12 protein-coding genes and 1 pseudogene are annotated in these 13,285 nt (G+C 43.8%); 6 read left to right on the top strand and 7 right to left on the bottom strand.

What is annotated here, in order from left to right; all coding sequences use genetic code 11:
* Positions 1 to 230 precede the first annotated feature (230 nt).
* Positions 231 to 1,697 (top strand): potassium/proton antiporter, encoded by a 1,467-nt coding sequence (locus tag CH367_RS00690; RefSeq protein ID WP_100760602.1) that lies wholly within the window; start codon positions 231 to 233, stop codon positions 1,695 to 1,697.
* 54 nt (positions 1,698 to 1,751) lie between these two features.
* Here the strand turns inward: CH367_RS00690 and CH367_RS00685 are convergent, their stop codons facing one another.
* Entirely contained in the window at positions 1,752 to 2,204 is a 453-nt protein-coding gene (locus tag CH367_RS00685) for an SRPBCC family protein (protein ID WP_100760601.1), read from the bottom strand.
* A gap of 98 nt (positions 2,205 to 2,302) precedes the next feature.
* On the opposite strand from CH367_RS00685, the gene CH367_RS00680 reads away from it, so the two are divergent.
* The 3 genes from CH367_RS00680 (at position 2,303) to CH367_RS00670 (ending at position 4,746) form a co-directional block, all read left to right on the top strand.
* On the top strand, positions 2,303 to 2,905 hold the full coding sequence (locus tag CH367_RS00680) for a Crp/Fnr family transcriptional regulator (RefSeq protein WP_100760600.1): 603 nt from the start codon (positions 2,303 to 2,305) through the stop codon (positions 2,903 to 2,905).
* A 111-nt stretch (positions 2,906 to 3,016) separates the two neighbouring features.
* Entirely contained in the window at positions 3,017 to 3,832 is an 816-nt protein-coding gene (locus CH367_RS00675; RefSeq protein ID WP_100760599.1) for a sulfite exporter TauE/SafE family protein, read from the top strand.
* 122 nt (positions 3,833 to 3,954) lie between these two features.
* Positions 3,955 to 4,746, top strand: coding sequence for an ArsR/SmtB family transcription factor (locus CH367_RS00670; protein ID WP_100760598.1), 792 nt, complete (start codon positions 3,955 to 3,957; stop codon positions 4,744 to 4,746).
* An 18-nt stretch (positions 4,747 to 4,764) separates the two neighbouring features.
* Here the strand turns inward: CH367_RS00670 and CH367_RS00665 are convergent, their stop codons facing one another.
* Together CH367_RS00665 and CH367_RS00660 are read right to left on the bottom strand one after the other, a co-directional pair.
* On the bottom strand, positions 4,765 to 5,688 hold the full coding sequence (locus CH367_RS00665; protein WP_100760597.1) for an NAD(+)/NADH kinase: 924 nt from the start codon (positions 5,686 to 5,688) through the stop codon (positions 4,765 to 4,767).
* The gene (locus tag CH367_RS00660; RefSeq protein WP_100760596.1) at positions 5,685 to 6,707 is read right to left on the bottom strand and encodes an SPFH domain-containing protein; all 1,023 of its coding nucleotides are present in this window, start codon (positions 6,705 to 6,707) and stop codon (positions 5,685 to 5,687) included. The genes CH367_RS00665 and CH367_RS00660 overlap by 4 nt, the downstream gene beginning before the upstream one ends.
* A 274-nt stretch (positions 6,708 to 6,981) precedes the next feature.
* Here CH367_RS00660 and lfb1 point away from each other — a divergent pair, with 274 nt between their 5' ends.
* A complete protein-coding gene (lfb1, locus tag CH367_RS00655; protein WP_100761291.1) occupies positions 6,982 to 7,344 on the top strand; it encodes an LIC10280 family protein in 363 nt (120 codons plus the stop codon).
* 289 nt (positions 7,345 to 7,633) lie between these two features.
* A complete protein-coding gene (locus CH367_RS00645) occupies positions 7,634 to 8,089 on the top strand; it encodes a PaaI family thioesterase (RefSeq protein WP_100760594.1) in 456 nt (151 codons plus the stop codon).
* Positions 8,090 to 8,225: 136 nt separating this feature from the next.
* On the opposite strand, the gene CH367_RS00640 is transcribed toward CH367_RS00645, so the two are convergent.
* The 4 genes and pseudogenes from CH367_RS00640 to CH367_RS00620 form a co-directional block, all read right to left on the bottom strand.
* Positions 8,226 to 8,846 carry an SMI1/KNR4 family protein gene (locus CH367_RS00640; protein ID WP_125226077.1) on the bottom strand — a complete coding sequence of 207 codons (621 nt, stop codon included), beginning with the start codon at positions 8,844 to 8,846 and terminating at the stop codon, positions 8,226 to 8,228.
* Between the two features lie 145 nt (positions 8,847 to 8,991).
* Complete coding sequence (locus tag CH367_RS20900; RefSeq protein ID WP_208861964.1) at positions 8,992 to 9,693, bottom strand: hypothetical protein; 702 nt, start codon at positions 9,691 to 9,693, stop codon at positions 8,992 to 8,994.
* 310 nt (positions 9,694 to 10,003) lie between these two features.
* Positions 10,004 to 11,764, bottom strand: coding sequence for an acyl-CoA dehydrogenase family protein (locus tag CH367_RS00625; RefSeq protein ID WP_100760591.1), 1,761 nt, complete (start codon positions 11,762 to 11,764; stop codon positions 10,004 to 10,006).
* Positions 11,765 to 11,836: 72 nt separating this feature from the next.
* Positions 11,837 to 13,285 (bottom strand): annotated as a pseudogene (locus CH367_RS00620) (TolC family protein); the annotation flags it as partial.

Raw genomic sequence — 13,285 nt, 5'->3', positions numbered from 1 at the left:
AACCGGATTCCAAAAATCAAGCAACTCTCCGAAAAGAAAATTTCTTGTACGAAAAGGGAGAATTTGGGAAAAAAGGACTTTAAGACGGTACGAATCCGGGCGCTTCCAGGGTCTAATCACCGATCTGCGAGAAACTCTTCGGAGCTCTCTCGAAAACGATGAAATGGATGAGAAAAATTCTATTTTTCATCTACAATCGATAATACGAAATCTTACTCTTACGGTATTGAATGGAATTTGAATTCAGCACTTTTATTTTATCCGGACTGATCATACTCAGCATCGGGCTTTTACGAATCTCTTCCAAGTTCGGAGTTCCTTCTCTTCTTCTCTTTCTTATGATAGGAATGGCCGCAGGCTCGGACGGCCCCGGAGGAATCGAATTCGACAATCCTCTTTTGGCGAGACAGGTCGGATCAATCGCCCTCGCATATATCCTCTTCTCCGGAGGATTGGAAACCGAATGGCAAAAGATCAAACCGGTTCTTTGGAAAGGAATCATTCTCGGGAACCTAGGCGTCTTAATCACTTGGGCCGCGATGGGACTCTTCTCCGTTTACGTTCTCGGATTTTCTCCGATCATAGGATTCTTATTGGGTGCGGTGGTTTCTTCGACCGATGCGGCCGCGGTCTTCAACGTACTCAGAACCAGAAACACGGGTATGAAAAAAGGACTGACCTCCCTTCTCGAGCTCGAATCGGGAAGCAACGATCCGTTGGCCGTTCTTTTGACAGTGAGCATTCTCAGCCTTTTAGGACCCGAACCTCCACAACCGGGAGAATTGGCGCTTCATATCTTTATGCAATTCTCCATCGGAAGTGCGGCGGGTTTAGTATTCGGTTACATCATCTTCAAAGGACTCAACCGAATCAAACTCGAGTATGAGGGATTGTATCCCGTATTGATTTCGGCTTCCGTTTTGTTTGTTTATTCCGCGACCGAGTTGATCGGTGGAAACCCCTTCTTGGCGGTTTATATCGCAGGACTCGTTTTGGGAAATCAATCCTTCGTTCATAAGCGAAGTAATCTCAGATTCTTGGACGGGATCGCATGGTTGATGCAGATCATCATGTTCTTAACGTTAGGCTTGCTTGTCTTCCCGAGCAGAATTCCTCCGCTTTTCGGAACGGGAATTTTATTTTCCCTCTTTCTCGTATTCTTTGCAAGACCGATCGCGGTTTTCATTTCGCTTTTCCGTTCAGGCTACAATATTAGAGAAAAGTTATTGGTTTCTTGGATCGGACTCAGAGGCGCGGCGCCGATCATTCTCGCGACGTTTCCGTTCGCACAAGGAGTGGAAGGATCGGACAAAATCTTTCACTTGGTATTTTTTACGGTTCTCATCTCGCTTCTTTTTCAAGGAACGAGCGTACCTCAGGTCGTTCGTTGGCTCGGACTCGACGCGCCGCTCGAACAAAGAGCTTCGTATCCGTTCGAATTCGAAAACCGCGAACAAAGCGATTCCAATCTTCTCGAGTTTATCGTTCCTTACGGCTCGACCTCGGTCGGTAAGTTCGTGTATTCCTTGAACTTTCCGGAGAATTCCCTCATCACTCTCATCTATCGCGGAGACGGACATATCGTTCCAACAGGAAAAACTAAATTAGAAGAAGGTGATGTTCTTTTGATTCTGACTCCGAAGGGAAGCGAAGACAAGATCCGAGAAATTCTTTCCAAAATGGACGTGCCCTCGTAAACGAAGCGACCGCTTAAAAAAATTTGCGGCCGTAGCGGGCGGCTTCTTCGTTTCTCACTTTTCCAAAAATTCTTTTAAAATCTTCAAAGAATGATCCCAACCCGTATCCGAATGTTCGTAAGAAGTCTGGGTCGGAAAATTCTCCTGAGTCAAAAAAAGACGCGTCGAAGCGCCCGCTTCGCGGGCGCCGCTGTCTTGATCCGCGCTCAACTCGAACGTAATGACGGAATAATTTTCGGGAACGTCCGGGATGCCCGAAAAATTGCTCCAATAATCGTATTGAAATACTTTTTCCTTTTCGAACTTGAGAATCGTTCCGTGATCCTCGTATTCTTTTCCTTCCCAAACACCGGTAAAAAGGATCGGAGTTCCGACCTTCCATTCGGAAATAGCCTTCGTTCCGTACAGATACAATTTGATGATCTCCGGATCTACGAGCCCGTTCCAAACCTTTGCAATCGGCGCCTGAATGGAAATTTCCTTTTTAAGCATTAACTTTTGATTCATTTCCCGTTCTCCAAAACGAAAACTTTCGTAATTCTTTTATAACACGAATCTCAAAACTTGGATTGTAAAAACGCGACTTCCGATCGAATTCTGAATAAATGAAGAATCCGGAAAAGAAAAAGAATCCAATCGATTCTCCGGTCCTGAAAACGATCAAAAAGAAATTCCCGTTTTTGGAATCGAAATGGGAAGAATACGAATCCTTTTTTAAGGAGAAGAAAATTCCCGCAAAGACCACGCTTCTACGTCAGGGAGAAATTTCCAAATACGTTTATTTTATCGAAGAAGGTTGTTTGCGTTTGGGATTCGACGAAAACGGAAAAGATATCACGTTTCAATTTTTCTTCGAGGGAAGCGGAGTCGCTTCGATGGAAAGTTTTAAATCCTCGCTACCGAGTTTGTTCTTTTTGGAAAGTGTGGAACCTTGCAAATTGATCGTGATCCACCGGAACGACGCCCTCTACCTGTTCGAAAAACACGAAGAATTTAAGAATTATCTAATAGAGTTTCTTTTCGCGAGAATCTCGAACTACACGAGACTTTTTTTGTCGAGGATCAAGGATTCTCCCGAAGAACGATATAAGGAACTGATTCGTCAAGATCCGAAGATCATGGATCGGATACCTCATCACTACATCGCGTCTTATCTGGGAATCACTCCCGTTTCCTTGAGCAGAATTCGAAATAGAACCCGCTCCTAAAAAATCCGCTAAAAAAACGAGACTTAGAGCCTCGTTCTTCTTAACTTATGTTAATGCGAACTTAAGAAACGAATGCTAACCTGAATTCATTCAGGAAGGTATAAATCTTTTATGTTCGACACACTTTTACTTTTGATCGCCGGATGTCTCGGAGGTTTTCTGACCGGCTTTGCGGGAATCGGAGGAAACGCGATCTTCGTTCCCGTTTTGGATTACGAACTCGGAAGTCTCGGAGTGAGCGGAGACATACTCGTCAAATCCGTGATCGCAAACTCTTTGTTCATCACGATTTTTACGGGAAGTATCGTAAGTTTTAAACAATACAAAATAGGAAACTTTTTTCCAAGAGAAGTCGTTTGGATCGCCGTATCCGGAATTTTAAGTTCTTGGGCGATGACCTATCTCATCAAACAAGGAACTTGGTATTCGAGAAATCAATTCAACGTCGTCTTTACCGCGCTTTTGTTCCCTCTCTTATTGAAATTGTATTTGGACAAAAGGGAAAAAACATCGGAAGATAAAATTCTTTCCGTTCCCGTTTTACTTTTGCTCGGAATTTTTGTAGGCGCGATCACTTCTCTTTCCGGATTGGGCGGAGGAATCGTTCTCATCCCGATCCTTTCCGATTTATTAAAACTGAATATTAAAAAAGCCGCATCTATTTCCACGGGAGTCGTTCCGTTTTTAGCCGCCAGCGTTTGTATCAGTTATATGCTCGAAACACCTGCGCTTCCGTATTCGAGCGTATTACGAATCGGTTATGTGGATTTTTTATTTTCGATTCCTCTTTTTATCGGAACTTACGCGCTTTCCTCCTTCGGAGTCAAGGCCGCGCAAAAAGCCGAAGCGAAAACGATCCGTTATACGTTTGCAACGGTTCTTCTGATTTTATTTACGAAGATGGCTTACGAACTCTACAAAGCTTAGAATATAGAAGAGACATAATTCTCCCCCGCCATCGCGCTCGAAAAAGCCGATTTTTTCTTTTCCATCCTAGCGGATTTGATTGACAGATCGGCGTTTTGAGGATCATGTTACCAATAGGTCACATGTTAGAAGAAGAATTGAGTCCGGTCTTCAAAGCCCTTTCCGACGAAAGTCGGAGGAGAATTCTGGACATCGTTAAAAACAAACCCGGTATTTCTGTGGGAGAACTGACCGACTTTTTCGAATTCAGTCGTTTTGCGGTGATGAAACACCTCAAGGTTCTCTCCGAGGCGAATCTTCTGAATATAGAAAAAAAGGGAAAGTTTCGAAGCATTCATCTCAACGCGATTCCGATCCAAATGATCTACGATCGTTGGATCTCGCAATACAACAAACACTGGGCGACTTCTCTGACAAGACTCAAATATCAAATCGAAGGAGAAAGTAGAATGGAAGAGTTAAGACAAATCTATACTTTGTATATCAAGACCGACGTGGATAAACTTTGGGACGCGTTGATCAAAGCAGACATCACACCGGAATGGTTCGACGGAATGAAGGTTCAATTCGAACCCAAGGCGGGTGCGAAGTTGACGTATGACATCAAAACTCCCGATGGAAATCAATTGTCCGTCGTCGAAGGAAACGTATTGGAATTTAATCCGAAGAAAAAATTGGTTTATACGTTCAGGCTTTCCGCAGAACCGAAAGCGACTTCCGATCGTGAATCCAGAGTTACTTACGAACTTGATCCGGTCGGAACGGACTCCGTAAAACTCACGGTAACACACGACGACTTCGATGGTAAAACGCATACGTTCTTCGGAGTTTCTCAAGGATGGCCGAGACATCTCAGCAACTTGAAAACATATCTTGAAACCGGAAAAGGAATGAACCTGCCTCCGATCCATTGATATACATTGATTCGAACGTTAAGAAGGAACCACCAAGTTCGCATTTTCTTTCGAAACACCGATCGTAGCGATGGAACCGGAATTGAATTTGAGATAATCGGATTCGATTCCGTCGCTGAAGATCACTCCGCCCGAAGGCATCAAGGACTCGACCGTCAACGGAAATTCCTGATTTAAAACTCCCGCCGTGATTCCGATTTGAGTTCTTACGCTTTGAAACGGTTCGCGAACCGCGAACAAAAGTTGATCGTCTTTGAGAGCCGGGCGTTTTAACGTTAATTCCTTTTCGAAAACCCCCGCAACTCCATAAGCCATATTGAATATGGAACTGAGCCAACCCGTACTTCCCGCAGGAGTGGAAACGATGATTCCGCTGGAGGATTGTTCCTCCGTATTTTCGTTGTATGAAATTTTATATCGCGCGGAAGTATGCGAAGAAGGACCGATAAACAGATCGTTGAACGCAAGAAGTTTTTGTCCGTCGTTCAACTGCGCTTCCGCAAATCGAACCGTCTTAGAGGAATATTTTCCGTTCATCACGTTTTCAACGGCGTGAACAAAACTTTCCCGATCGAAAGGAAGAAGAACTCCGTCGTATCGTTCCCGATCCGGATTGACCGCGATGATGGGCGTTCCTTTGGAATACTTCGCGGTATTTGCCACCAACCCGTCTTGACCGATCGTAACGATCACATTCTTCTTCGAAAATAAAAAGGAAGAAACATATACTCTTTCCACGATCTTGTATTTGATTCGTTTCGAAATTCTTTTCTGAACCAGATCCAGAGACTCGTGAAAGATCTCGTGTTCCAGTTCGTATTCTTCGAACTTTCCGCCGAGTCTTTCGATATAAAAACGCGCCTGTTGTTTGGTGTTGAATCGTTCAATCAGGGCTTCAAGACGCGTTTTATTCTTAACGATGATCGCGTATTCGACGCTCATTTTTTGGAATCTTTCTTTTCCTGAAGAAGATTTTCGAGAAGATCAGGACTGATATTCAAGTTTCCGATCTTTTCGGCGTTCTCGGCGAGTTGTCTGAATGCGAGAGCGATGTTGAACTTAGGATCGGGATTATTGTTCAAGGCGACTAACGTTCTCCAGTCGATATCACGGAAAGGTTTTAACGTGGTTTCGGTGACGAATCCTTGCGCTTCCGCTTCCTTTCTTTGGTTCGACGTTTTCATCTCGATGAATTTTTTCTTTTGTTCCTCGACGACGATATCCGCTTGAACCTGCATTTCCCTAAGTTTTCTTTTGTTGTCCGCTTCGAGAATTTTCGCTTCCATCTGTTTCTCGGAAATTTGTTTTTTCTTTTCTTCTACCGCGATCTCGGTATTCAACTCGCTTTCCTTGATCTTTCTTTCCTGTTCGACCGCGAAGTTCCTTCTTTCATAGATCGCTTGGTCAGCTTCCTGTTGGAGTTTTTCCCGCGTTTCGGTTTCCAAGGCTCTTTCCATTTCAGGATTAGGACGAATGGCGAGAATGTTTACGTTTAGAATTTCGATTCCCAACGTCGAGATCGCAGGAGAAGATTGAAGTCCCTGAAGAATCTGAGTTTCGATCGTCTTTGCGGAACGAATCGAATCCTTCAGACCGATCCCATGAATAAAGGAAGAAGTGGAAGTTTGCGCGTAGTTGATGATTCTTTGATTCAGTTTTTCGATTTCATTCTTCTTATACGTTCCGCTTGAATCCACGGTAAAATCCAAAAGTTCGGAAAGCGCCTTGGGATTGGAAATCTTATAAGTTATCTGACCTTGAATCGAAACGGTTTGATAGTCGTTCGTCGACTCGTTAAAGATAAACGGCAAGTCGTTACTACCGAGAGGAATCGCGGCGATCGAACTCGTGGGGGCGAAGTAAAAAAAGGAAAGCCCTCTTCCTTCTTTGAAGACTTTTCCGTTCTTATATAGAATTACGTGAGTCATAGAATCGAATTGTATATAGTTCATTCCGAACATGATTTTGTTTCTCCCGATTTTAGTTTTGTTACGGTTTCGATTTCGAACTACCGAATCTTTCAGAATCGCTTTATCCGATCAAATCATTTTATAAGAGGTGGTCGGTTTAAATTCTTATCGTTCGATTTTGCGAATCGGTCGATTCCGTTCGTTCTCTGATTTTTATAAGTTAAGAAATAATTTCCTTAGGAAACCGATTCGTTTTTCGAATTATGAATTGACTTTTTCGAAAATCCACCCAAAACTTCTTCCACTCTTTAAGGAGAAAACGCAAATGTTTCGAATTATTTCAAAACTCTTTCTCGTTCTTCTGGTGTTCGGTTTCGTTTCAACCGCATACGCACAGATCGGTCAAATCAATCCTTCTTCCATAAGCGGCAAGTATAGGGTTGCGGGAACCAACCCGGACGGTTCGGCTTACGGTGGAAGCGTTACGATCACACAATCCAACGGAGAATATCTGTTTACCTGGACCGTTGCCGGACAAACGTTTACGGGAACCGGAACCTTGGACGGCTCCACTTTAACCGTGGATTGGGGACAAGCCGATCCTGTTGTCTACGAAGTCAAAAACGGAGGCAGACTTTTGGAAGGAACCTGGGCGGGCGGAAGCGCGACGGAAACCTTAAGAAAATAAGAATATTCTTATATACTCAATCGTGGAACGATCGGTTTTTTCGATCGATTCCGCGACGAACGAGTTCGAATATCGCCCCGCTCTTTTCTTTTTTGCCTCGATTTCCATTCCGAAAATTCTTCTTCTTTTTTTTCACAATCTCAAAAAGGCACCGTTTGACGGAACAATTCCGATTCCAATTGGTTTTGTTTCAAAACTTTAAAGGCTCGCCGAACCAAAAACAAACTTTTAGGAATCCATTCTAACCAAAAGAATTTGATTTTATTCTCCTTTTCGGTAGTTCATTGTTATGGGCAAAGAATTCAAAACAAAAGATCCGAACTTTAAGGATCGAATCCAAGAGATTTTTCACAAAGCGAACTTCATCAACCTTCTGGAAATCGAAATCGATTCAATCGAAGCTGGGAAACTCCATTCTTCCCTGGAAGTAAAAGACAAACATCTACAACAAAACGGTTACGTCCATGCGGGTGTGATTTCGACGTTAGCCGATCATACTGCGGGTGGAGCGGCTGGTTCTCTTGTCGGTGAAAAGCAGGTCGTTTTGACGTTGGAGTTTAAGATCAATCTTTTGAGGACCGGGATCGGGAATCGTCTTCGTTGCGAAGCGGAGGTTTTTTATCACGGTGCGACTGTGATCGTGGTCAATTCCGATGTGTATGCGCTTCATAAAAATCGGGAAAAACATATCGCGAAAGCTACCGTTACGTTGGCCGTGGTGGGAAGTCAATACAGCGGTAGTTGATCGGTTTTCGTTGCAGTTCCTACAAATTACGTCGCATTGTCGATCTTGGATCTTTCAAAAATCTTCTGTGCAGTTCGAATTTTGTATGAGTTCCTACATTTTAAAAAATTGAGACAAGATCTTAATTCTCGTGATTTCACTCGTCTTCGTCTTCATCATCCGAATCTTCCAACGAATCATCGTCGTCACTTGAAGGATCGCGTTCATCATTCGATTTTAAAACGCCTCGTGTCTCGTCCCAACTTCTTTCGATCTCTTTTGGGAAATCGATTTCAATCGCCTCTCCATCCGCAGAATCTCGAATCAAAGAAAGAAACTCATCGAGAGATTTCGCAATCTTATAAACTCCCATTTTATACCCTGCAAACCCATCGCCATCTTCCTCCCAAGTTTCCTCTTCATACCAGCCGACAGGACAATCCGCTTTATCAAGTCTTACCACGAAGAAGAAATCTTGTTCCGCATGAAAGAGAGGAATGAATTTTTTAGCATGCTCCCAATCTCCATTTGGATCGACGATGGAACTGTCTAACCCGCCAAGCTGGCCCTGGATTTCCCACGATGGAACAGCCGTCAATATTTGAAACGATCCACTTCCTTGCGGGATTTTCAAATATTTAGTAAAACAATTTTCATATTTAGCAAATTCTCCGTTCTTCCAAAAATCCCGAAGTCGTTGTGGAACTTTTTGTTTGTAGAGTTTTTCATGTCGATCGAGCAATTCAAGTGCGAGCGCAATTCTATCTTGTGTATTCATAAACATACGATGACACAAAAAACAAAACGGATCTCAGCATCGGATAATTCGGCAAAGAATTATGCGTTTCAGTTAAGATAATAGATTCTAATCTTAAAAAAAGAAAAACAGAAATCCATTCTTCTCTTATAAGGAGAATGAGAATTTATTCTTCTTCAGAATCATCGTCTAAGAAATCAAAATTTTCAAGACGACGATATTCGCCGGGCTCACTTTTAGAATCTTCTTTATCGCCACCATCGCTGTCATCGTCCTCTTCTTCGGATTCTTCATCTTCGTCCGAATCATCCTCGTCTTCATCTTCTTCTTCCAAAAGATAAAGGGATTCTTCCCAATCCAAAGAATCACATTCGATCACTTCTTCTCCATCGGGAGAATCTCCGATCGCCTCTAAAAAATTGTCGAGCGTCCTCGTCAAAAGATAAACCCCGGAATGATAACCGCTCCCTTCTTCACCTACCGACAACGATCCTGCCAACGCCTCCTCTTCGAACCAACCGACGCTACACTCCGGCGTATCGATCTTCACCACAAAGAAAAAGGATTGGTCCGCGTGAAAGAGAGGAATGAATTTTTTCGCGTTCGTCCATTCACCTCGGGGTCCGACGACCGCGTCGTCCAAACAATGATCGGCCATCGCTTCCCAAGAAGGAACTGCGAAATTCAATTGAAAGGAACCGTTCGGACCCAAAGGAGTTTTTATAAACTTTGTGTATCCGTTTTCGAACTTTTCGAATTCACCGTCTTTCCAGAATTCTCGAAGACGTTCCGGGACTTTTTGTCCGAAAACTTTTTCATGGCGATCTAAAAATTTGAGTGCGATTTCTATTCTTTCCTTTGCTTCCATGAAATAAATTCTACCGCAAGACAAGCGAAAGTCTTACCATTGGATAATTTGCAATAGAATTTCGATTCTTCCTTGGATTCAACGAGTTACAGAGAAATACATTCAAATATTTGAATTCTTTTTATCCCAACGCGTATTCCGGTATAGTATGGAATTCTTGTTATAAGGTTGAGGTTTCTAAAAATTCTAAGGGAAGAATGAAAAACGAGGATTATAAATTTTTCGACGGAAATCGAATTGTTTCTTACGAAAACGAAAAACGTTTTGAAGAACGGGCGTAATCACCCGTCCTTCAAACGTCAAATACCTGTTAAGCGGGAACCGCTTGTTTGGAAGCCCGTTCCAACTTAATCAAGTTAGCGCTCGCCGTCGCGACGCTGTCCAAGTTGTAAGCTTGTGCAATCGACTTGCGTTTTTCGAGTTCTTTGCCGTTCAACGCTTTGAAAGATCTTTCCAAAAGCATTCCGCAAAGAAAACGAGCCGCGATTTCCACGACTTCAAACGCCAAAGAATCCTTTACGTTTCCGTCATGAATCGATTTGAAAAGTCCGACGCTCGCATCGAGATCGTTCCATACTTTTTTGAGATCTTCCGATGCGGAGAATTTGGACAATTCTCCCTCGGCGTATTGTCTCAATTGTCCCGTTGGCGACATTCCGGAAACCACACCTCCGATCGCGGCGACCACTTGTAACTGAGTGGTTCCTTCGTAGATAGTCGTAATTCTACTGTCTCTGTAAATTCTTGCGACGTCGTAGTCTTCGGTATAACCGCTTCCTCCGTGAATTTGTAGAGCATCGGACGAGATCGATACACATCCTTCCGAAGCGTAGTATTTGCTCAAAGGAGTAAAAAGATCCGCGAGTTTTTCCCAACGACGAATCGATTCGTCTTGGTTCACGTCTCTTTCGGATTTTCCTTCGATCTTCACTGCGTGTTCTTTCGGCCAGTGATATAGATCGATCGCCTTTCCCGTTTCAGCGATGAGAACTCGGGTCGCGAGAATTTCTCTTTCCATTCGATCCAAAATTTTTCGGACGGCCGGAATTTGTTCGATCGGTTTTCCGAATTGAATTCTTTCCGATGCGTATTTCTTACCTTCGTAATAAGCCGCGGTTGCGATTCCTAAAGACTGCGTTGCGATCGTAAGTCTTGCGGCGTTCATCATTCCCATCGAATACTTTACAAGACCGTATCCCGTTTTACCGATCAATTCTCCCGGAGAATTTTCGAATACAACTTCGCAAGTCGGAGAACAATGCAATCCCATCTTGTGTTCGACTCCGGCTACATGTACGTCGCTTCCTTTTACGAGGAAGAAGGAAAGACCTCTCGCTCCGCTTTCGGGAGTTCCGGTTCTCGCTAACGTAAGAATCACGGAAGGAGCGTTGACGTAACCGCAAGCGTGCGTGATAAAACGTTTTGCTCCGTTGATTCTCCATTGTCCGTTTGCGTCTTGAGTCGCTTTGGTTTGAACGTTCGGAAGATCCGATCCGTAGTTCGGTTCGGTCAGAGCCATCGCCGCGCTGTATTTTCCCGCTGAAATATCGGGAAGCCACTTCTCGCACATTTCGGAAGAAGCGAATCTTTCCATGATCTCTACGATGTTGATGTTTCCATAAGCGAGACAAAATGCCGCGTCCGCTCTCGCCGCGATCTCGCACATAAAGGATTGAACCGTCGCGGGTAAACCCATTCCACCGTATTTTCGGCTGATGGAAATCGGCATCAATCCCGCGTCTCGAAGCGTATTGTAACATTCTTCCTGAGCTTTCGGGAACGTTACCTTTCCGTTTTCATACTTGAGTCCGATTTGATCCATTTCCTTACTGCGGGGAGCTACGAATTCTCCCATAATTTCGCCTAAGGATTCCAATACGGACTTATAGTATTCCTTTGCTTCTTCCACGTTGGAAGGAGCGTATGCTAATCTTTCGTTTCCGGACTTTTTATATTCTTCCGCATCCTCGAATTTATGTTCGTATGCGCGGACAATTTCTTCCCAATCGATCAACTCGTCGAAGACGAGTTTCATATCCTCATTGTCCTGAAAGTAATTACTGATAATCATGGGGGTTCTTACCTCTCAACTATGCCCAATAGTTAAAACCATTGAGAAGAGATGTCAAGCGTACAAAGAAAACTAACCCCCCGTCTTATCCTCTTCTTTCGATTTTTTTAATTTTGGCAGTTCTCCGATCGCTACGGAATACCAAATCGTATTCAAGGAATGTTGATAATACGCCTTTCGATACGCGATTTCCGAATCAAGAAAAGAAGTTTCCGATACCAGAAGTTCGAGTCTGGAAGTGGTCTTAAAACTGAATCCTCTTCTTTGGCTACTGAGATTGGATTCGGCGGAATTTCGAGCCTTTGCATATAAGGATAATAACCGCGCAGAGTTTAAAGAACTTTCATACGCTTTTCGAATTTCGTCCGTAGCAACCCGTTTCGACTGAGATAACTGCAGTTCGGCCTGTCTTACCGCCGATTCCGCCTGTTTGACACCCGCGGTGATCGTTCCCGCGGACAACAACGGAACGTTGATCGACAACTGCATCGTTATATCCTTGTTAGGGGTCGTGTTGTGTTCCGGAATCGTATAATAATTGTTTAATGTTACGGAAGGTAAATGTCCGCCCCAGGCCTTTTTCAAATTCAGTTCGGCCATCTTGAGATTTTCCTTAGCGGCGATCACGTCGTATCGTTTTGCGATTCTTTCCTCGGGTAAAAGATTGTGAGGAAGAGTGATCGCTTCTCTTGGAATCGCCAGTTTTAATCCGCCTTCTCCAGCACCGATAAGACTTTCCAACGCCATCTCGGCTTGTTTGAGTTGATACTTAAAGTCTTCGAGGCCCGCTTCGGATCTGGAAAAATCGGCTTCGGCTCCGCTCAAGTCAGCTCTTGTGACTCTTCCCAAGGAAAAAAGTCTCCTGCGTTCCTGAATCGTTTTACGGACCAGATCCGTTTTCTTTTCCTCGAGAAGAATGATCTCCTTAAACTGTAGAACATTATAATATGCTTGTGCGATTTCCAGATAAAGCCGTCCCGATTCGTATCGAGCTTCGTTCATTCTCACGTTGGTAAGAGCGCCCGCGGCCTTGTAAGTCGTATATTGACTGACCCCGTTCAGGATCGGAATACTCAAGAGCAATCTCGTTCCCGGTCCGACCGTAGGAGGCAAACTGCTGCTCGACGAATACGGACTCGGATCCGTATAATAGGGATTAAAGTGAGAATTCGGTCCGGGAATCCGATAAAACTTGTTGTAAACCAAGGACAAAGAGGGAAAGAAAGAAGCAAAGGCCGCCATCTTTTGAGAATCCGCTTGTTGGATCGCTTCTTCTCGAAGCGCGATTCTTTCGGTTCTTTCCACCGCGTAAGAATAAAGTTCGTCCACGGTCAATTCTTGTTCGGGAGAAATGTTTTTGATCTTCTCGGTTGTTACGCCCGTGACTTCTTCCAATCGAGGTTCGACAACTCCGTCGTTGGTTCGAATTACGGAATCGTCCGTACAACCCGCCAGAAATAAAAACGAGAACGCGGACAGAACAATGAAACCTTTATATTCTATTTTTTTAATTTTCTTTGA

Source organism: Leptospira barantonii (assembly GCF_002811925.1).
GTDB classification, from domain to species: domain Bacteria; phylum Spirochaetota; class Leptospiria; order Leptospirales; family Leptospiraceae; genus Leptospira; species Leptospira barantonii.
The sequence above is the reverse complement of the archived record's forward strand: the minus strand, read 5'-3'. Positions and strand labels throughout refer to the sequence as shown.

What these genes read in the sequence shown, in the direction of transcription:
- CH367_RS00690 (WP_100760602.1), top strand. Translation starts at nt 231, where the DNA reads ATGGAATTTGAATTCAGCACTTTTATTTTATCCGGACTGATCATACTC.
- CH367_RS00685 (WP_100760601.1), bottom strand. Translation starts at nt 2,204, where the DNA reads ATGAATCAAAAGTTAATGCTTAAAAAGGAAATTTCCATTCAGGCGCCG.
- CH367_RS00680 (WP_100760600.1), top strand. Translation starts at nt 2,303, where the DNA reads ATGAAGAATCCGGAAAAGAAAAAGAATCCAATCGATTCTCCGGTCCTG.
- CH367_RS00675 (WP_100760599.1), top strand. Translation starts at nt 3,017, where the DNA reads ATGTTCGACACACTTTTACTTTTGATCGCCGGATGTCTCGGAGGTTTT.
- CH367_RS00670 (WP_100760598.1), top strand. Translation starts at nt 3,955, where the DNA reads ATGTTAGAAGAAGAATTGAGTCCGGTCTTCAAAGCCCTTTCCGACGAA.
- CH367_RS00665 (WP_100760597.1), bottom strand. Translation starts at nt 5,688, where the DNA reads ATGAGCGTCGAATACGCGATCATCGTTAAGAATAAAACGCGTCTTGAA.
- CH367_RS00660 (WP_100760596.1), bottom strand. Translation starts at nt 6,707, where the DNA reads ATGTTCGGAATGAACTATATACAATTCGATTCTATGACTCACGTAATT.
- lfb1 (WP_100761291.1), top strand. Translation starts at nt 6,982, where the DNA reads ATGTTTCGAATTATTTCAAAACTCTTTCTCGTTCTTCTGGTGTTCGGT.
- CH367_RS00645 (WP_100760594.1), top strand. Translation starts at nt 7,634, where the DNA reads ATGGGCAAAGAATTCAAAACAAAAGATCCGAACTTTAAGGATCGAATC.
- CH367_RS00640 (WP_125226077.1), bottom strand. Translation starts at nt 8,846, where the DNA reads ATGAATACACAAGATAGAATTGCGCTCGCACTTGAATTGCTCGATCGA.
- CH367_RS20900 (WP_208861964.1), bottom strand. Translation starts at nt 9,693, where the DNA reads ATGGAAGCAAAGGAAAGAATAGAAATCGCACTCAAATTTTTAGATCGC.
- CH367_RS00625 (WP_100760591.1), bottom strand. Translation starts at nt 11,764, where the DNA reads ATGATTATCAGTAATTACTTTCAGGACAATGAGGATATGAAACTCGTC.